Genomic DNA, 17,062 nt, shown 5'->3' with positions numbered 1-17,062 from the left:
TGCGGCCGCTGGCCGTGATGGGGGCGCAGCGAGCGTCAGCCTTGCCCGATGTGCCGACGATGGCGCAGAGCGGCGTGCCTGGTTTCGACGTCGCCTCCTGGAATGCGCTGGCGGCGCCAGCGCGCACGCCGCCGCAGGTGATCGCCATGCTCAATCGGGAAGTGAACAAGGTCCTTGCCGATCCCGGTGTRCGCAAACAGCTCGCYGGGCTGAATGTCACGCCCCGAGGAGGCACGCCCGAGCAGCTGCGTGATCTGCTGGCGTCCGAGATCCGYCGATGGTCAGACGTGATCGTGCGCGCCAAGGTGCCACGTCAATAACCCCCAACCYTTTTACAAGTCCAATAAACGAGGAGACARAAATGAAGATGAAGATGAAGATGAAAAAACTGGCCGTTGCCGCCGGCCTTTGCGCGGGMTTTTCYGCGATGGCGCAAACCAGCAGCGTCACGCTGTACGGCATCCTTGATACATCGGTGCGCYACCAGACAGGRYTCACGAGCACGTAYGCGCGCTCCCCGCTGAACACGACGACGGTGGCCAGCGGCGTCGGTYCGACCAGCCGCTGGGGCCTGCGCGGGTCCGAGGACCTGGGCGGCGGCCTGCGGGCGCTCTTCAACGTGGAATCCGGCATCAACGTCGACACGGGCRCGTCCGCCAACGCCACYACGTTCTTCGATCGCGCATCCATCATTGGGTTAAGTGGCAGCTGGGGCACCGTGACGGCCGGCCGCCAGAACACACTGGTCGCAGATTCCGTCGGCGTGGTCGATCCGATTGGCCTGCGCTTTGCCGGTCTGAACCCCAACATTCAAGTGACCAGTCTCACGGGGCACCAGCTGGGCATCGAGTTCGGCACCACGAACTCCACCGGTTCATCCAACCGCGTCAACAATTCCGTCAAGTATTCAAYGCCTTTCGGGCCTGTGGTGGCGCGCGCCATGTACAGCTTTGGCGAGACGGCAGGGGACACKTCGAAGCAGAACTCGACCGGTCTGGGGCTGGACTACMTTAGCAGCGCATTYTCTGCCACCRGCGCTTACACCCAGTTCAGGGACGCGAACAACCGTGAACTGCGGGCCGCRAACCTGGGCGCCAGCTGGCTTGCRCTGCCSTCGCTGCGCGTGATGGCCAACGCCGGCTACAACCGGGGTGAAACGTCGGCGACGGCGGTGACCMGGAATCGGCTGCTCTCCRCCGGCGYCAATTACGCGRTCACGCCCGCCGTGGACGTGCTTGCAGGCTACTACAAGGTGGACCGCAGCAGAACCGCGCAGGCGGACGACGGTTTCAATCGCCTCCTTGCCTTCATGGAGTACAAGTTCTCCCGGCGCAGCAGGGTGTTCCTGGAGCTCGACACGACGAAYTGGAAAGGCAATTACCTGGGCGCCGGCAACAAGTCCACRTCSAACGGCGTGAGCGTCGGCATCAGGCATTCCTTCTAGCCCGCAGGCGCCTCATGTTCAGCCCTGATGCTCTCGTTCGTTCCCGCCGGCGTCTGCTGGTGGCTGTGCTGGCCGTCGGCGCCTCTCTTGGCGGCTGCGCCACCGCTCCGGTGCCGGGGGTGCCCGCTGCCGCGCGTGAAGCGCTTGCGCCGACGGGAACGCTGCGCGTCGCAGTCTATCCCGGCAGTCCCACGTCGCTGGTGGAACAGGCACCGCCTGAGAGCATGCGGGGGGTCAGCGTCGACCTCGGCCGCGCCCTGGCGGCCCGCCTCGGCGTGCCCGCGCAGATCGCTGTTTATCCGCGTCTTGCGGAGGCACTGGCGGCGCTGCAGCGGGGAGATGCCGATCTCACGGTCACCAACGCAACGACCGAGCGTGCGCGCGTGGTGGATTTCGCGCCCACACTGGTGGACCTGGAACTCGGTGTGCTGGTGCCCTCCGTGCCGCGCGTCACGGCGATCGAGCGCTTGGACCAGCCAGGTGTGACCGTTGGCGTCAGCCAGGGCAGTTCCTCGGAGCGGGTGCTCGGAGGTCGCCTGAAGGAGGCGAAGCTGCGTAGCTTCCCGACGCTGGAGGCGGCGCGCTCAGCGCTGCAGGCTCGGGAGATCGACGCATTCGCCACCAACAAGGGCATCTTGTTCGAACTGGCCCAACGAGTGCCTGGCGCGCGCGTGCTCGAGGGCGGCTGGGGCAGCGAACATCTCGCCCCCGCCATCCCCAAGGGCCGTGCCGGCGGCATGCCGTACCTGCGGGCCTTCACCGAGGAAGTCCGGCGCAACGGCGAACTCGATCGCGCCATCATGCGTGCCGGTCTGCGTGGCACGGTGCCTCCGGCACAGTAGAACATCACGGCGTTGTGAGGCGGGTTCCGGCAAGAGTGATGTAGATAAGCTGTTTGAGCAACTCTTACCTGTGCTTGATAAAGCCATGCATCCATGGTGCGAAGTCACTGGTCGATGCGGACCTGGACGGCGAGATGAATCCAAGTACTCCGTTGCATCAACTCATTTTCAAGTTGCAAGAGCTGAGCGAACCTCCCGTCAGCACAGTAGTTGCAAGTAAAAAGCTGCTGGGGCTGGATCGAAAGATCGCTTGCAACCCGCGCCAACACTCACTCTTCTTCCACGTCACTTTTCTTGGGTACACCTCTGGGTACACGGCTTCGGAGAGCTAAAAGAATTGGTGTGCCTGTACAGCAATAAAAAGGGGAAATTCTGCACTGGTCGGTGCTAACTGGTTGATTTTAAATATCTTCCCTCCCACTGGGCGGCCGGGATTTTGTTGCCTCCAGCAGTAACCCATGACTGACGGCCCCGATTTGCACCGCTAAAAGCTAGTGGTTTTCGCAAAGATGGGAAAGTAGCAAGGAGCTCCAGCTAAGCCTTGCTATTTCTACAGGAACGGTGACTTCTTCAGGAGGAAGGAAATCGATGCTGCGATCGTCGGTCACATGGCGCAAGGCGATGCCGTGCTGAAGATCTGCCTGAATCCTTACTCGCCGCGATATCCGGGGCTGAAGGCGGCGAGCTTTCTACTGCCTTTCGGCTCCGCGGTGCTCGATCCCATTGAGGAAGAAAAGGCGGGTCGAGCCTATCTGCCCGACGCAGATTTTGAGAGAAAGGAGCAGGCGTTCACGAAGCTCTTTTCCCTCTACGATCCCGTGCTGCTGCATCTTGCAAAAAAATACCAGACGGGCCAACTCACTCGCGCCGATTTCAAGTCACCGCAGATAGCAGTCAAGGTCACCTAAGGACTGAATTTTCGGGGACTTGCAAGTTGTCGGGCGTACTGGGTCATCTGGTCCGTGCTTCAAGAAGACCCAGGAACACCCGCGCTGGCGTACTCCAGCGGGCCAGATTCCGCCCATCACTGGGCCAGACGATTCCAGGAGTTGGGGGCCGAAGTAAGGCTCATCAGCCCTCACTACGTTAAGCCGTTTGTCAAAACGAACAAGAATGATCGAAACGATGCTGAGGCAATCGTTGAGGCGGCGTCCAGACTCAGCATGAATTTCGTGCCAGTCAAGTCGATTGAACAACAGGACATGCAGGCGGTACATCGGGTGCGTGAGTTGCTGGTCCATCAGCGCACTGCGATCATCAACCAGGCCAGAGGCCTGCTCGGCGAACGTGGCATCTCGATCGCCAAGTCTCCAGTGGCGTTCAAGAAAGCAATCCCCGGAATACTGAAGGAGGCCGAGGGTGAACCGCCCCGAGTTTCGTGGAGGCTGTTTGGTTTAAATCAGGCCACCACGGTGGTGGCCTGATTGGCGAGTTGCCGGTAGTAGTGTGCCTCAGCTTCTGCAGGTGGTAAGTAGCCGATGGGCTCCAGCAGCCTGTGGTGGTTGAACCAAGACACCCATTCGAGCGTTGCCAGCTCCACAGCCTCCCTGGTCTTCCAGGGCGCCCGGCGGTGGATCAGTTCGGCCTTGTACAGCCCATTGATCGTCTCGGCCAGGGCGTTGTCGTAGCTGTCGCCCCGGCTGCCCACCGAGGGCTCTATGCCGGCCTCGGCCAATCGCTCGCTGTAGCGAATGCTGACGTATTGCGAACCCCTGTCCGAATGATGGATCAGTGTCCCATCGCGCTCGGGCTGTCTGGCGTACAAGGCTTGCTCCAGCGCATCGAGCACAAAGTCCGTGCGCATCGAACTGCTCACGCGCCAGCCCACGATGCGCCTGGCGTAGGCCCAGAGGTAGGCCCGGTGCGTCTTGCCGTTACCGGGCTTGAGCATCTGCACCGGCGTCTCGTCCGCGTGCAGCACAGCGTGTTTAAGGATTTCATCCTTGAGCGCATCGACCAGCGGCTGTAACTGCACGCCGCAGGAACCCACCCACTGCGCCAGCGTCGAGCGCGGGATGGCGAATCCGGCACGCCCGAAGATCGTTTCCTGGCGGTACAGGGGTAAATGATCTGCAAACTTGGCCACCAGCACCTGGGCCAGCAGCCCGGTGGTGGGGATGCCTTTGTCGATGATGTGCGCCTCCACTGGAGCCTGCACCAGCGTTTCGCAGTTTGTGCAGGCCCACTTGCCACGGACATGGCGCTCCACGGTGAACACGCCCGGCTGGTAGTCCAGCTTCTCGGCCACGTCCTCGCCGATGCGTTTCATTTGGCAGCCACAGCCGCAGGTGGTGGACTCAGGTTCGTGGCGGATCTCGCGCCGGGGCAGGTTTGCCGGCAGCGGCTGGCGCGTGGCTTGCTGCTTCTCGCGTGGCGCGGCCTCGACCGAGGTGAGCTGCTCGATCTCGTCGCTGACCGCCTGCAGGTTGGCGTCCAGCGTCTCGTCCAGCAGGCTTCTTTGCTCGGCGCTGTAGCGTTCCGACTGCGCGGCGAACTTCAAGCGCTTGAGCAGCGATGGCTTACTAGGACGGCTGGAATTCGGCCAGAATGCGGGCTCGATCCTGATCGAGTCTCGGCGGCTGACGGGTCAGCGGCGTGCGGTGCGCACCCACATGCACCGGGTTGCCGGCCACCGCAATTTCCTGGCCGTTGTATGCCCGAATCTGAACGAGCATGTCCCTCGATCGCACCTGAGGATCTGTCAACACGTCCGCAACATCGTTGTACGGTCCGGTCGGAATGTTGTTTCTGGTCAGCAGGTCCATCCAGTGGGCGCACGGAGCCGATGCCAGTCTTTCTTCCAGCAGGGACTTCAGGGCTTGGTGAAACGTGCAGCGCTGCACGTTGGTGGCGAAGCGTGGGTCCTCTTTCAGGGCCGGCAGTTCCAGCGTGACGCACAGGCGCTGGAACAACGGATCGTTGCCCACTGCGATCACAAACCAGCCGTCGGACGCGCGGAACACGTCGAAAGGCGTGATCGAAGGATGGCGCGATCCGTTCGGGCCCGGTGCGCGTCCGTCGACCTGCGTCCGTGCGATCGCATTCTCGAGCAGCGCCACCTGGCAGTCCAGCATCGCGACATCCACCCACTCCACCCGGCCGGTCCGTTCGCGCTGCAGCAATGCTGCTTGCGTCCCGAGGGCGGCATAGAGCCCGGCGGCGAGATCGCCGATCGAGACTCCCACGCGTGTTGGCGGGCCGCCCGGCTGCCCGGTCAGGCTCATGATTCCGCTCATCGCCTGCACCACCATGTCGTAGGCGGGAAGTTTGCTGTAAGGGCCGGTTTGCCCGAAGCCCGACACCGACGTGAAGACCAGGCGCGGAAAGCGGGCGTGGAGCGTTTCCCATCCATAGCCCAGCTTCTCCATCGTTCCAGGCCGGAAGTTCTCGACCAGCACATCGGCGTTCTGCAGCAGCGCTTCGAAGACCTTGCGCCCTTCAGGTGACTTGAGATCCAGTGCGATGGACTCCTTGTTACGGTTCACGGACATGAAGTAGGCAGAGTCATCGCCAATGAAAGGCCCGACCTGGCGTGAATCGTCGCCCGTGCCTGGTTGCTCCACCTTGATGACCCTGGCGCCAAGATCGGCCAGGAGCATCGTGCAGTAAGGCCCGGCGAGTACCCGCGTCAGGTCGATCACAGTGAAGCCGGCAAGAGGGCCGGTCAAGGTCTGGTTCTGCACCATGCTCAGTCTCCTGTGAAGGTTGGTGACCGCTTCTCGGACCTTGCCGCCAGGGCTTCCTTCATGTCGCGCGACGCAAGGCTCCTGTCGTGCAGTGCCTGGCCCGCTTTCGCATCGAACTCCTGACGAGCCACATCGTTCAGCATTTTCTTCGTCCCTTCCATCACGCGCGGCGGCATCGCTGCCAGCAGCCGGGCGAGTTCGTTCACCGCTGCATCGAGCTTGCCGGCCGGCTCGATCCGGTCCAGAAACCCGATGCGGAGCATTTCCCTGGCGTCGATGGTCTCGGCGGTCAGGAAAAGTCTCTTGGCCGCGCCCAACCCCAGGCGCGTGACCCACCGTCGCAGGCCGTGCGGGTAGTACTGAAGGCCGATTGTCGCGGCCGGCATGAACATGCGGGCGCTGTCTACTGCGATGCGAAAGTCGCAGGCCAGCGCCATGTCGGTTGCTCCGCCGTACGCCGGTCCATTGAGATGTGCAATCGTGACGGGCCGGGCATTTTCCAGTTCGTCGGTCAATGCCTGGAAGTCCATTCGCCGATTGGGCGGGCTGCCGAAAGCGCGGATGTCGAAGCCCGAGCAAAAGCTCTTGCCGGTGCCGGTGACGATCAGCACCCGGACGGAGTCATCGCTGTTGATGCGCTCGATCGTGTCCCGAACGAAGACCACATCGTCAGGCTCCAGCCGGTTGTGGACTGCCGGCCGATTCAAGCGGAGCGTGGCAACGCCGTTGTCGATTCGCAGGACCGGCAGTGTCTCGTCTGACCCATGCGGATCCGGCTGGGGGGAGTTGGGCATGATGTTCGTCAAGGTTTCTGTCTTCATCGAATGTGTGGGATTGGGCGCAGTGGCGGCGGCAGCGACTCAGGGCACCAGAACGGCGGCGCCCGTCGTGCTGCGGCTCTCGAGTTCCTCATGCGCACGGCGCACGTCGGTCAGGGCGTAGTGCCGATTGACTTCGAGCCGCACCATACCGCGGGTGACGGCGTCGAACAGCGCAGCAGCGCCGCGCTGCAGATCGGCGGGCTTCGCGATGAACGTGCGCAACGTCGGCCGCGACACGCAGAGAGATTTTGCGTGCAGAAGGTCCAGATCAAAGCTCTCCACGTCCCCTGAGGCCGTACCGTAGTTGATGGCGATGCCGAGCGGGCGAAGGCAATCAAGCGACTGCACGAAGACGTCCTTCCCGACGGCGTCGTAAACGACGGCGACACCCCGGCCGCCGGTCATCTCCATCGTTCGCGCCGCAAAATCTTCCGAGCGGTAGTTAATGACATGGTGGCAACCGTGGTCCAGGGCGACCTGTATCTTCGCCTCCGAACCGACGGTACCGATGACGGTCGCGCCGAGCGCACGCGCCCATTGCGAAAGGATCACGCCCATGCCGCCTGCAGCGGCGTGGACCAGGATTTCGTCGCCGGGCTTCACGACGTACAGGCGGCGCAGCAGGTACTCCGCCGTCAGGYCACGCACCATCGTCGCGCCCGCGATTTCTTCGGAGAAGCCCTGCGGCAGAGCCACGACCTGGGACACCGGAACGTTCCGGACTGCCTGGTATGCGCCGGGATGGATGTACGCGACCGACTGGCCGACGCGAACGCTGTCGACGCCGTCGCCGACGGCATCCACGACTCCCGCACCCTCCGATCCGAGCGTGGCCGGAAATGATGCCGTCTGGTGCGGGCCGTGGGCGCCGCGGCGTTGGTAGATGTCTGCGAAGTTCAGGCCGATCGCGCTCTGACGAATGCGGACCTCGCCCGGCTTCGGTTCGCCGACTTCGACGGAAGTGACTGAAAGGACTTCCGGCCCGCCATGTCGATGGATCTGAATTGCTGTGGTTTTCATGTGGTTTTCAGTTCTGTGGAAATTCGGGTTTGACCTGGATGCGCTCCCTGGCGCGTTTGGCTGCAGCGGCCCTGGCAGGAACGCCGTTCTCGGCCGGATTGGCGGGGTGCGAGCTCGCCTGTGCTTTGGCGATCGTCGCGATGCTGTCTGCAAAGACGTTCCCGCCGCTCGAGATGTGTCCCTTCATCGCACGGCTCGCACCTTCCTCGTCGCCGTTCAGGATGGCTTTGAGCACAAGCTCATGCTCGGCCAGCGACGTCGCGATGCGGCCGGGCGTGTCGAACACGGAGTCCTTGGGGTGTTGCATGCGCGCCCGCAGCGTGCGCAGCTGGCGGGCGAGCACACCGTTGCAGCTGCCGTCGTAGATGATTTCATGGAACAGCCGGTTCGCGTCGCCGTATGCGGTGGCGTCATCGAGCAAAGCGACCTCGGCGCAGGCCTTGGCGGCCTGTTCGAGCTGGAGCCGTTGCACGATTGGCATGCGCCGCGCTGAGAGGCGGGCGGCCAGGCCCTCGAGCTCCAGCAGAATTTCGAGCATCGCGATGTATTCAGGCAGCGAGAGGCCGCTGACGACCGCACCTTGCCGCGGCACGGCCGTCACCAACCCTGCGGACGTCAACTGCAGGATCGCCTCGCGGGCGGGCGTGCGCGATACCTCGAAGCGCTCCATGAGCATTCGCTCTTCGATGCGCGAGCCTGCCGGGAGCCGGCCGGAGGCGATCTCTGCCTCAATGGCTGCGCGGATCCTGTCGCTACGACTGATTCGGGGGGATTCGACCATCGGACTCCTTGTTTTGCTGCAATTTGGTCATGCTAGCACCAGTAGCTCTAATTTACAATACACAATGCATGTATATGTATACGGATAACTAATATCGGTATATATTAAGAACTTCGCGAAGTTGTCCAATCCACAGAACTCTTTATTTCCGGAGAACGAATGTCCAAAATGCCCGCCGTCCTCGCCAACCTGCCGTTGCCAATCATCGGCTCACCTCTGTTCATCATCAGCACACCGAAACTCGTCATCGCGCAATGCAAGGCAGGTGCGGTTGGCTCGATGCCGGCACTCAACGCGCGGCCGGCGGCGCAACTCGAGGAGTGGCTGATTGAGATCACCGAAGAGCTCGCGGCATACAACAAGGCCAACCCCGACCAGCCAGCCGCGCCATTCGCCGTCAACCAAATCGTCCACAAGAGCAACGATCGACTGGCGCATGACATGGAGGTGATCGTGAAGTACAAGGTGCCGATCGTCATCACATCGCTCGGCGCGCGCACCGATGTGAACGATGCGGTGCACAGCTATGGTGGCGTGACGCTGCACGACATCACCACCAACACCTTCGCGAAAAAGGCGATCGAGAAGGGCGCCGACGGCATCATCGCGGTGGCTGCGGGTGCCGGTGGCCATGCGGGCGTCAAGAGTCCGTTTGCGCTGATTCAGGAAATCCGCCAGTGGTTTGAGGGCCCCATCGCCCTCTCGGGCTCGATCGCGACCGGAGACGCAGTGCTTGCGGCGCAGGCCATGGGCGCCGACTTCGCCTACATCGGCACCGCTTTCATCGCGACAGAGGAAGCTCGTGCCAGCGCCGAGTACAAGCAGGCCATCGTCGCCGGCAATTCCGACGACATCGTCTACTCGAACCTCTTCACCGGCGTGCACGGCAACTACCTTGCGCCCAGCATCCTGGCTGCGGGCATGGACCCGGCCAACCTGCCCGAAGGCGATCTGAAGACCATGGACTTCGGCGGCGACGGCAGCAAGGCCAAGGCCTGGAAAGACATCTGGGGTTCGGGGCAGGGAATCGGCGCCGTGACCGAAGTAACGACCGCCGCGGCTTTCATCGAGAAGTTGAAGCGCGAATACGCGCAGGCCCGTCAGCGGCTCGAGCGTTCTTGGCACTCCGATCCTGAGGTCATGGCTTGAGCGGCGACGAAACCTGGACCGACCCTAAGTTGTCTGCTCAATGAGCGCTCTGCGCAGCAAACCACCCCCTTTGACATAGGAGACACGACATGAATACACCTCGAACCTTGACGGTACTTTCGCTGCTGCGGCGTGCCGCGATCACTGTAGCGATTGCCATCGCCCCGATGGGGACGTTTGCTCAGGCTTATCCGAACAAGCCGATCAAGCCGATCAAGATGATGATCGGCTATACCGCAGGCGGAGCTGCCGATGGTGTGTTCCGTGCTCTCCAGCACGAGTTGGAGCAAGAACTCGGGCAGCCCCTGATCGTCGAATATCGTCCTGGAGCGGGCGGAACGATCGCCGCCGAGCAATTGAGCAGGGCGACGCCGGATGGTTATACGTTGGCCCTGCTCGGCAGCGGACCGGTGACCCTGGCACCCGCGCTCAAGAAGCAGAAGTACGACCCGCTCAGTGGCTTCACCCAGATCGCCATGTTTGCGGCGGGTGCAGGCGCTGCGGTCGTCGTCCCTTCGAGTTCCCCGCTGAAGACGATGGCCGATCTGGTGGCGGCGGCGAAGCGGGCGCCGGGTCAATTGACATACGGCACATCCGGCGTCGGGGGAGCCGCTCACCTTGCGGCAGAGCTCTTTCAATCGGTCACCGGGACTTCCTTGGTCCATGTTCCCTACAAGGGCGGCGCGCAGCTGATGACGGATTTGATGGGTGGCCAGACGCCTTTGGCGTTCGCCGCTCTGACGACGGTCATTGGACAGGAAAAAAGCGGCAAGATTCGAATCCTGGGCGTCGTGTCCCCCGAGCGTTCGGGCGCGTTACCGGACATTCCTACGGTCAAGGAGCAAGGCATCCCCGCTGTCGCCAGCGCGTGGTGGAGCTTGGCCGGACCAGCCAATTTGCCCGCTTCAGTTACAAGCAAACTGGATATGGCGATCAGGAAGGTGTTGCAGAACCCGACCGTCATCGAAAACCTGAAAAGAACAGGCTACGACGCGCAGTACCAGAGCGCAGCGCGCCTGCGCGAAATGACAATCGCAGAACTCGAGAAGTGGACTCGCCTTGTGAAAGACGCGCGCATCGTTGTGGAATGATTCTTCGTCCTGGTCGTCAATGAGCAAGTCTTTTCCCTCTCATACCAAGTTGCGTTCATTCGACAAGATCTGTTCGGGCTGAGCTTGTCGAAGCCGGGGAGCCTTTCGACAAGCTCAAGGCGAACGGTTTCTATCTTTGAACGCAAAACCGTATCAGTCAGGACTTTATTGATAAACGCGCCTATGGTGACCTGGCCCTGCTTCGCCACGTTGAACGGCCACTTGCTCCCTGCGTCTGGGGATAAATTTCGGGCTTCCGTCAGAAAGCACACGATCAAATCCTGCTTGGGTAGTTTATGGTTCTCCAGGTGGCGCCAGTTTTTTTGAGAATCTCTTTTGTGAAGCGCGCTTTTAACTGACTGCCTTTTTCGGCCGAAAAAAGCAGCTGTAATGCGCCACCAGTTCCCATCCCCCACGGGTCCGGCTGAATCTGTTTGGTGCGGGTGTATGGCTTGATTCGTTGGTGGGGGTTGATGCCTCTCCAGCCGTAAAGCTGCCCATCTTCATGGGTCACCAGGCATCTCTCGGTGATGAGCCTGTGAATTTGACTTCGCCCCAGGCCTGTTTCGGCCTCGATGACATCTCCACTGGCTCCCTGCAGGTAAAGCAGGATGCCCTGCTTGCGCTTGAGAAAGAGTTCCCTTCTGTCCTCGGTCAGGGCGCCGACATCAAAACTTGGCCACGCGTCAGCATCTAGCTCACTCCGAGCTATAGACGTCAGGCGTTCTCTCGCCCCAAGTCGACGGCGCTTGCCCATGACGGTAAATTTAGTGGGCTACAAAGATACAACTTCGGTTAGGCAAGTCAAGTGTTAGCCTTATCCAACGAGGTATGAGCCTGAAGCGGGGTGCGTGATTCCAACGAGGTATGAGCCTGAGCGGCGGGTTTGGGTCGATCATTTTTCGCATGGTGATCGACATGGACGAGACCCGTCTGCAAACAATTTCCCAACTTCAGGCCTTCCTGGGCGGCACGCTGGAGGTGCGCTTTTGCGTGCCCGACAATGATGACGCCCGCTACGCCTACATCGTCTCGGTGGCCCAGCGCTTTGGCTACGCCCGCCTGAATCGGCCCGACAAAGGCGTGGTACTGCGCTACCTGCTGGCCACCTGCGGCTACTCGCGGGCCCAACTCACCCGGCTGCTGGCACGGGTCCTGGATGGCCAGAGCCTGCACAAACGCTACCGCACCCCGGCCCATGCGTTTGCGCAGCGCTACACCCCGGCTGACGCCTTGCTGCTGGCCGAGGTGGACCGCGCCCACGGCACGCTCTCGGGGCCTGCCACCACGCATTTGCTCAAGCGGGCACGGCATGTGTTTGGCGATGCGCGGTTTGAGCGCCTGGCCAGCCTGTCGGTGTCGCACCTGTACAACCTGCGCCACAGCAAGATTTACCAGGCTCAGCGAGTGAGCTTCACCAAGACGCGCCCAGTGGTCAATCCGATAGGCCTGCGGCGCGCCCCGAGGGCCGTCCGGGCTTCATCCGCATCGACTCGGTTCACCAGGGCGATCTGGACGGCACCAAGGGGGTTTATCACGTCAATGCGGTGGACATCGTCACCCAGTGGGAGGTGGTGGCCACTTGTGAGCGCATCAGCGAGGCCTACTTGCTGCCTGTGCTGCAGGACCTGATGGAGCAGTTTCCGTTCAGGATTCTGGGCTTTCACTCGGACAACGGCTCGGAGTACATCAACAAGACCGTGGCCCAACTGCTGGAGAAGCTGCGGGTGGAGCAGACCAAGTCACGCTCACGCCAGTCCAATGACAATGCGCTGGCCGAGAGCAAGAACGGCGCGGTGGTGGCCTGACTTAAACCAAACAGCCTCCACGAAACTCGGGGCGGTTCAGTGCCTGGCCCGAAGACGTCGACGCGGCACTTGAGGCTTTCGGTTTTGCCATGGGTCCCTTCTCGGTGGGTGACTTGGCCGGTCTGGACATTCCGTGGGCGATGCGCAAGTCGCAAGCGGCGACCCGCGATCCGCGTGTGCGCTATGTCGAGGTGCTGGACAAGTTGTGCGAGCTCGGCCGCTACGGCCGCAAGACCGGGGCCGGCTACTACCAGTACACCAATGGCAAGGCGGCGCCGCGCGTCAGTGACTCGGTCGTGCGCGAGATTATCGAGCAGGCTTCGAAGAAACGTGGCATCGAGCGCCGTGCACTGAGCGCAGAGGAGATCCCGCGCCGCGCCATGCTGGCAATGGTGAACGAGGCCGCGCGGGTCATGCATGAGCGCGTGGCAACCCGGCCTAGCGACATCGACGTCGTGCTGGTGCTGGGCTATGGCTTTCCGCGTTGGGTCGGTGGCCCCGTCCACTGGGCGCGCCAGCAGGACCGTGCGCGACTGCTCGACGATCTGCACGAAATCGCCAGCACCACCGGCCATGGCTTCGCTGTGGCCGACCTTTCTTCCCTTTTAGACCAATGAACACCATGAATCAAGCTTTCATCTGCGACGCCATCCGTACCCCTATCGGCCGCTACGGCGGCTCCCTGGCGAGTGTCCGGGCCGACGACCTGGGCGCCATACCGTTGAAGGCGCTGATGGCGCGCAACCCCAAGGTCGACTGGAGCCAAGTCAGCGATTTGCTCTATGGCTGTGCCAACCAGGCCGGCGAAGACACCAGAAATGTCGCGCACATGTCAAGCCTGCTGGCTGGCATGCCGATTGAGCTGCCGGGGGCGACGATCAACCGGCTGTGCGGCTCCGGCCTCGAGGCCTTGGGCCAGGCAGCAAGAGCCATCCGCTGTCAGGAGGCCGACCTGGTCATCGCTGGCGGGGTGGAAAGCATGACCCGTGCCCCGTTCGTGATGGCCAAGGCCGATTCGGCATTCAGCCGCAGCTGCGGCGTCTGGGACACCACCATGGGCGCGCGCTTCATCAATCCGCGCATGAAGGCGACGTATGGCGCCGACTCCATGCCCGAGACAGCGGAGAACGTGGCCGAGCAGTTCAAGATCACCCGAGAGGCGCAGGACCGCATGGCGCTGGCCAGCCAGACCAAGGCCGCTGCCGCCCAGCGTGCTGGCCACCTAGCGCGTGAGATCACACCCGTGCTGATCCCGCAGAAGAAGGGCGACCCGATCGTCTTCGAGAAGGACGAGCATCCGCGCGAGACGACCATGGAGGCACTGGCCAAGCTCAAGGGCGTGGTCCGCCCGGATGGCACGGTGACGGCTGGCAACGCCAGTGGCCTGAACGATGGCGCTTGCGCGCTTTTGCTTGCCGACGAGACCACGGCCGCGCGCAACGGACTCACGCCGCGGGCCCGCGTGGTAGGCATGGCGTCCGCCGGTGTGCTTCCGCGCATCATGGGCATGGGGCCCGTGCCGGCCGTGCAGAAGGTGCTGGCGCTCACCGGCCTAAAGTTGGAGCAGATGGACGTGATCGAGCTGAACGAGGCCTTCGCCGCTCAGAGCTTGGGCGTGCTGCGTGAGCTGGGCCTGCGCGACGACGACGAGCGTGTCAACGCCTGGGGCGGCGCCATCGCGCTTGGTCACCCGCTCGGCGCCTCCGGCGCGCGGCTGGCGACTACCTCGGTGAATCGTCTGCACGCCCTGGGTGGCCGCTACGCGCTGTGCACGATGTGCATCGGTATGGGGCAGGGCATCGCAGTGGTGCTGGAAAAGGTTTGAGCGGCTATCAAGTGATCGGAAATCAAATGAAGGTCTTGGCCCCTGTCAAGCTGCGCGCCAATCTTCCAGCTGTCCACTCACTGAAGAACGCGTGGAAGTCCTCAATCCGGCGGCTAACATGATCACCACATGCCGGTTACATGATTTATTATTAATTTATAATTATATGCGTGAAATCTGTCGAAATTGAGCCCAACCAATCCGTGCCGGGATTCAAAGCCTTCCGCGCTGTACCTCCCGCAGGCTTCCCCGATGCTGATCGAACACCTAAACCGGCAACGGCTTGAGCGCGAGGCCCAGGGGCTCCAGCGTCAGCGCCGCATCGCCGAGTCCTCTTGCGCGCCGCGCCAGTGGGTCAGCCAGGGCGGTCAGCCGGCGCGCGAAATGCTGGCGTTTTGCAGCAACGACTACCTGGGCCTGGCCAATCACCCGGCCCTGGTCGAGGCGCTGGTGGAGGGCGCGCGGCAATACGGCGCGGGCAGTGGCGCCTCGCACCTGATCAGTGGCCACTCGCGCGCCCATGCCGGGCTCGAAAACGATCTGGCGGCCTGGCTGGCACCCTGCATTCCCAATGCTGCGGCGCTGTACTTCTGCACCGGCTACCTGGCCAACCTGGCCTTGCTCACCGCGCTGGGCGACGCCAGCGCCACGATCTTTGCCGACAAGCTCAACCATGCTTCGCTGATTGACGGTGCGCTGTTGGCCAAGGCACCAATGCAGCGCTACGCCCACCGCAACCTCACCGTGCTGGCCAACCAGCTGGAACGCTGTACCACGCCCATCAAACTGATCGTGACCGATGCGGTCTTCAGCATGGACGGTGATCTGGCCGACCTGCCGGCGCTGCTGGCGCTGGCCGAGCGCTTTGACGCCTGGCTGATCGTGGACGACGCCCATGGCTTTGGCGTGATCGGCGCTCAGGGCCGTGGCAGCCTGTCACATTTTGGCTTGTGCAGCGAACGCCTGATCTACATGGGCACGCTGGGCAAGGCTGCCGGTGTGGGCGGCGCTTTTGTTGCCGCGCATCCGACCATCATCGACTGGCTAGTGCAGTCGGCACGCGCCTACATTTACACCACTGCCGCGCCGCCCGCCGTGGCCCACGCCTTGCGCGAAAGCCTGCGGCTCATCAGCGGCGCCGAGGGCGATCAGCGGCGCGCACAACTGCAACAACTGATCACCCAGCTACGCACCCAACTGTCCGCCCTGATCGCCGCGCACCCGGCGCGGGGCTGGCGGCTGGCGGACTCCAGCACCGCGATTCAGCCGCTGATCGTGGGCGACAACGCCGCCGCCCTCGCGCTGATGGCGGCACTGGATGCGAAAGATCTGTGGGTGCCGGCCATCCGTCCGCCCACGGTACCGGTGGGCACGGCCCGGCTGCGCATCACGCTCAGCGCCAGCCACAGCGTCGCGGACGTGCAGCGCCTGGTCGACGGCTTGGCCTGTGCCGCCCGGGAGTTGCCATGACAACACTTCCTCCGTTACACGGCCGTTTCGTCACTCGCCGCCGTGGCGGCCCATCTGGACAATACGACCCTCAGATGCGTGTTTTCATGGCTATCCCTTTTTTCTCTTCCCTCTTCACCTGAGAAATGCACTCATGATGACCATTGCCACGATTCCCGTTTCGTCCCTGCGTCGCGCGCCCGCGCCCACCACCGCGCCGCAGGCACCGCTTCGCTGGCAGGTCGAAGACATAGCAGCCCTGTACGAACTGCCGTTCATGGATTTGCTGTTTCGCGCCCAGCAGGTGCATCGCGAACACTTTGACGCCAATGAAGTGCAACTGTCCACACTGCTGTCCATCAAGACCGGCGGCTGCGCCGAAGACTGCGGCTACTGCCCGCAGTCGACCCATTTCGAGACCGAGGTGAAAGCCAGCAAGCTGATGCCACTGGCCGAGGTCATCGAGGCAGCCCGGGCCGCCAAAGACCAGGGCGCCACCCGCTTTTGCATGGGCGCGGCCTGGCGCAGCCCGAAAGAGCGCGACATGGAGCGCGTGACCGAGATGGTGCGCGAGGTCCGCTCGCTGGGCCTGGAGACCTGCATGACCTTGGGCATGCTGCAGGCCGAGCAGGCCCAGGCCCTGAAGGATGCCGGGCTGGACTACTACAACCACAACCTGGACAGCGCGCCCGAGTTTTATGGCGACATCATCAGCACCCGCACCTACCAGGACCGGCTTGACACCCTGGGTCATGTGCGCAAAGCCGGCATCAACGTCTGCTGCGGCGGCATCGTCGGCATGGGCGAAACCCGGCTGCAGCGCGCCGGACTGATCGCGCAGCTCGCCAACCTCAACCCTTATCCCGAGTCGGTGCCCATCAACAACCTGGTGCCGGTGGCAGGCACGCCGCTGGCCAACACCGCGCCGCTGGACCCGTTCGAGTTCGTGCGTACCATCGCCGTGGCCCGCATCACCATGCCGCAGACCATGGTCCGCTTGTCGGCCGGTCGCGAACAGATGGGCGAAGCCCTGCAGGCGCTGTGCTTCGCCGCTGGCGCCAATTCGATTTTTTATGGCGACAAGCTGCTCACGACCAGCAACCCRCAAGCCGATCGCGACCGCCAGCTGTTTGAGCGCCTGGGACT

At 62.8% G+C, this 17,062-nt stretch carries 16 protein-coding genes and 3 pseudogenes; 13 read left to right on the top strand and 6 right to left on the bottom strand.

Annotated elements, in window-relative coordinates:
* The 5 genes and pseudogenes from AC1DUR_RS25205 to AC1DUR_RS25185 all read left to right on the top strand — a co-directional run.
* Positions 1-320, top strand: a 320-nt coding sequence (locus AC1DUR_RS25205) for a tripartite tricarboxylate transporter substrate-binding protein (RefSeq protein ID WP_477722317.1), incomplete at its 5' end; no start/stop codon positions are given.
* Between the two features lie 41 nt (positions 321-361).
* Complete coding sequence (locus AC1DUR_RS25200; RefSeq protein ID WP_477722316.1) at positions 362-1,444, top strand: porin; 1,083 nt, start codon at positions 362-364, stop codon at positions 1,442-1,444.
* A gap of 14 nt (positions 1,445-1,458) precedes the next feature.
* Positions 1,459-2,286: a transporter substrate-binding domain-containing protein gene (locus tag AC1DUR_RS25195; RefSeq protein WP_477722315.1), complete on the top strand. Its 828-nt coding sequence runs from the start codon at positions 1,459-1,461 to the stop codon at positions 2,284-2,286.
* Between the two features lie 608 nt (positions 2,287-2,894).
* Positions 2,895-3,194, top strand: a complete 300-nt coding sequence (locus AC1DUR_RS25190; RefSeq protein ID WP_477722314.1) for a hypothetical protein — start codon at positions 2,895-2,897, stop codon at positions 3,192-3,194.
* A gap of 105 nt (positions 3,195-3,299) precedes the next feature.
* Positions 3,300-3,650, top strand: a pseudogene (locus AC1DUR_RS25185) (IS110 family transposase); the annotation flags it as partial.
* Positions 3,651-3,685: 35 nt separating this feature from the next.
* Here the strand turns inward: AC1DUR_RS25185 and tnpC are convergent.
* The 5 genes and pseudogenes from tnpC to AC1DUR_RS25160 all read right to left on the bottom strand — a co-directional run.
* A pseudogene (tnpC, locus tag AC1DUR_RS25180) lies at positions 3,686-4,795 on the bottom strand (IS66 family transposase); the annotation flags it as partial.
* A gap of 13 nt (positions 4,796-4,808) precedes the next feature.
* Positions 4,809-5,972 carry a CaiB/BaiF CoA transferase family protein gene (locus AC1DUR_RS25175; RefSeq protein WP_477722313.1) on the bottom strand — a complete coding sequence of 388 codons (1,164 nt, stop codon included), beginning with the start codon at positions 5,970-5,972 and terminating at the stop codon, positions 4,809-4,811.
* Positions 5,973-5,974: 2 nt separating this feature from the next.
* Positions 5,975-6,778: an enoyl-CoA hydratase/isomerase family protein gene (locus AC1DUR_RS25170; RefSeq protein WP_477722312.1), complete on the bottom strand. Its 804-nt coding sequence runs from the start codon at positions 6,776-6,778 to the stop codon at positions 5,975-5,977.
* A 54-nt stretch (positions 6,779-6,832) separates the two neighbouring features.
* Positions 6,833-7,813 (bottom strand): quinone oxidoreductase family protein, encoded by a 981-nt coding sequence (locus AC1DUR_RS25165; RefSeq protein ID WP_477722311.1) that lies wholly within the window; start codon positions 7,811-7,813, stop codon positions 6,833-6,835.
* Positions 7,814-7,820: 7 nt separating this feature from the next.
* The gene (locus tag AC1DUR_RS25160; protein WP_477722310.1) at positions 7,821-8,594 is read right to left on the bottom strand and encodes a GntR family transcriptional regulator; all 774 of its coding nucleotides are present in this window, start codon (positions 8,592-8,594) and stop codon (positions 7,821-7,823) included.
* Between the two features lie 159 nt (positions 8,595-8,753).
* Here AC1DUR_RS25160 and AC1DUR_RS25155 point away from each other — a divergent pair, with 159 nt between their 5' ends.
* Positions 8,754-9,743 (top strand): NAD(P)H-dependent flavin oxidoreductase, encoded by a 990-nt coding sequence (locus AC1DUR_RS25155; protein ID WP_477722309.1) that lies wholly within the window; start codon positions 8,754-8,756, stop codon positions 9,741-9,743.
* 89 nt (positions 9,744-9,832) lie between these two features.
* Entirely contained in the window at positions 9,833-10,834 is a 1,002-nt protein-coding gene (locus AC1DUR_RS25150) for a Bug family tripartite tricarboxylate transporter substrate binding protein (RefSeq protein ID WP_477722308.1), read from the top strand.
* Between the two features lie 274 nt (positions 10,835-11,108).
* On the opposite strand, the gene AC1DUR_RS25145 is transcribed toward AC1DUR_RS25150, so the two are convergent.
* Positions 11,109-11,591 carry a hypothetical protein gene (locus AC1DUR_RS25145; RefSeq protein ID WP_477722307.1) on the bottom strand — a complete coding sequence of 161 codons (483 nt, stop codon included), beginning with the start codon at positions 11,589-11,591 and terminating at the stop codon, positions 11,109-11,111.
* A gap of 110 nt (positions 11,592-11,701) precedes the next feature.
* Here AC1DUR_RS25145 and AC1DUR_RS25140 point away from each other — a divergent pair, with 110 nt between their 5' ends.
* The 6 genes and pseudogenes from AC1DUR_RS25140 to bioB form a co-directional block, all read left to right on the top strand.
* Positions 11,702-12,466 (top strand): hypothetical protein, encoded by a 765-nt coding sequence (locus AC1DUR_RS25140; protein ID WP_477722306.1) that lies wholly within the window; start codon positions 11,702-11,704, stop codon positions 12,464-12,466.
* Entirely contained in the window at positions 12,442-12,642 is a 201-nt protein-coding gene (locus AC1DUR_RS25135; RefSeq protein WP_477722305.1) for a hypothetical protein, read from the top strand. Before AC1DUR_RS25140 ends, AC1DUR_RS25135 begins: the two co-directional genes overlap by 25 nt.
* A 53-nt stretch (positions 12,643-12,695) precedes the next feature.
* Positions 12,696-13,259, top strand: a pseudogene (locus AC1DUR_RS25130) (3-hydroxyacyl-CoA dehydrogenase family protein); the annotation flags it as partial.
* Positions 13,256-14,467, top strand: a complete 1,212-nt coding sequence (gene pcaF / locus AC1DUR_RS25125; RefSeq protein ID WP_477722304.1) for a 3-oxoadipyl-CoA thiolase — start codon at positions 13,256-13,258, stop codon at positions 14,465-14,467. The pseudogene AC1DUR_RS25130 and the gene pcaF, both read left to right, overlap by 4 nt.
* A gap of 252 nt (positions 14,468-14,719) precedes the next feature.
* Positions 14,720-15,937 carry an 8-amino-7-oxononanoate synthase gene (gene bioF / locus AC1DUR_RS25120; RefSeq protein ID WP_477722303.1) on the top strand — a complete coding sequence of 406 codons (1,218 nt, stop codon included), beginning with the start codon at positions 14,720-14,722 and terminating at the stop codon, positions 15,935-15,937.
* Between the two features lie 133 nt (positions 15,938-16,070).
* A partial coding sequence (gene bioB / locus AC1DUR_RS25115; RefSeq protein ID WP_477722302.1) for a biotin synthase BioB occupies positions 16,071-17,062 on the top strand: 992 nt, incomplete at its 3' end.

Source organism: Polaromonas sp. P4_F4 (assembly GCF_056401355.1).
Note: the sequence above shows the minus strand (reverse complement) of the source record. Positions and strands in the feature narration are given on the sequence as shown.

What these genes read in the sequence shown, in the direction of transcription:
- AC1DUR_RS25195 (WP_477722315.1), top strand. Translation starts at nt 1,459, where the DNA reads ATGTTCAGCCCTGATGCTCTCGTTCGTTCCCGCCGGCGTCTGCTGGTG.
- AC1DUR_RS25190 (WP_477722314.1), top strand. Translation starts at nt 2,895, where the DNA reads ATGGCGCAAGGCGATGCCGTGCTGAAGATCTGCCTGAATCCTTACTCG.
- AC1DUR_RS25175 (WP_477722313.1), bottom strand. Translation starts at nt 5,972, where the DNA reads ATGGTGCAGAACCAGACCTTGACCGGCCCTCTTGCCGGCTTCACTGTG.
- AC1DUR_RS25160 (WP_477722310.1), bottom strand. Translation starts at nt 8,594, where the DNA reads ATGGTCGAATCCCCCCGAATCAGTCGTAGCGACAGGATCCGCGCAGCC.
- AC1DUR_RS25155 (WP_477722309.1), top strand. Translation starts at nt 8,754, where the DNA reads ATGTCCAAAATGCCCGCCGTCCTCGCCAACCTGCCGTTGCCAATCATC.
- AC1DUR_RS25150 (WP_477722308.1), top strand. Translation starts at nt 9,833, where the DNA reads ATGAATACACCTCGAACCTTGACGGTACTTTCGCTGCTGCGGCGTGCC.
- AC1DUR_RS25145 (WP_477722307.1), bottom strand. Translation starts at nt 11,591, where the DNA reads ATGGGCAAGCGCCGTCGACTTGGGGCGAGAGAACGCCTGACGTCTATA.
- AC1DUR_RS25140 (WP_477722306.1), top strand. Translation starts at nt 11,702, where the DNA reads ATGAGCCTGAGCGGCGGGTTTGGGTCGATCATTTTTCGCATGGTGATC.
- pcaF (WP_477722304.1), top strand. Translation starts at nt 13,256, where the DNA reads ATGAACACCATGAATCAAGCTTTCATCTGCGACGCCATCCGTACCCCT.
- bioF (WP_477722303.1), top strand. Translation starts at nt 14,720, where the DNA reads ATGCTGATCGAACACCTAAACCGGCAACGGCTTGAGCGCGAGGCCCAG.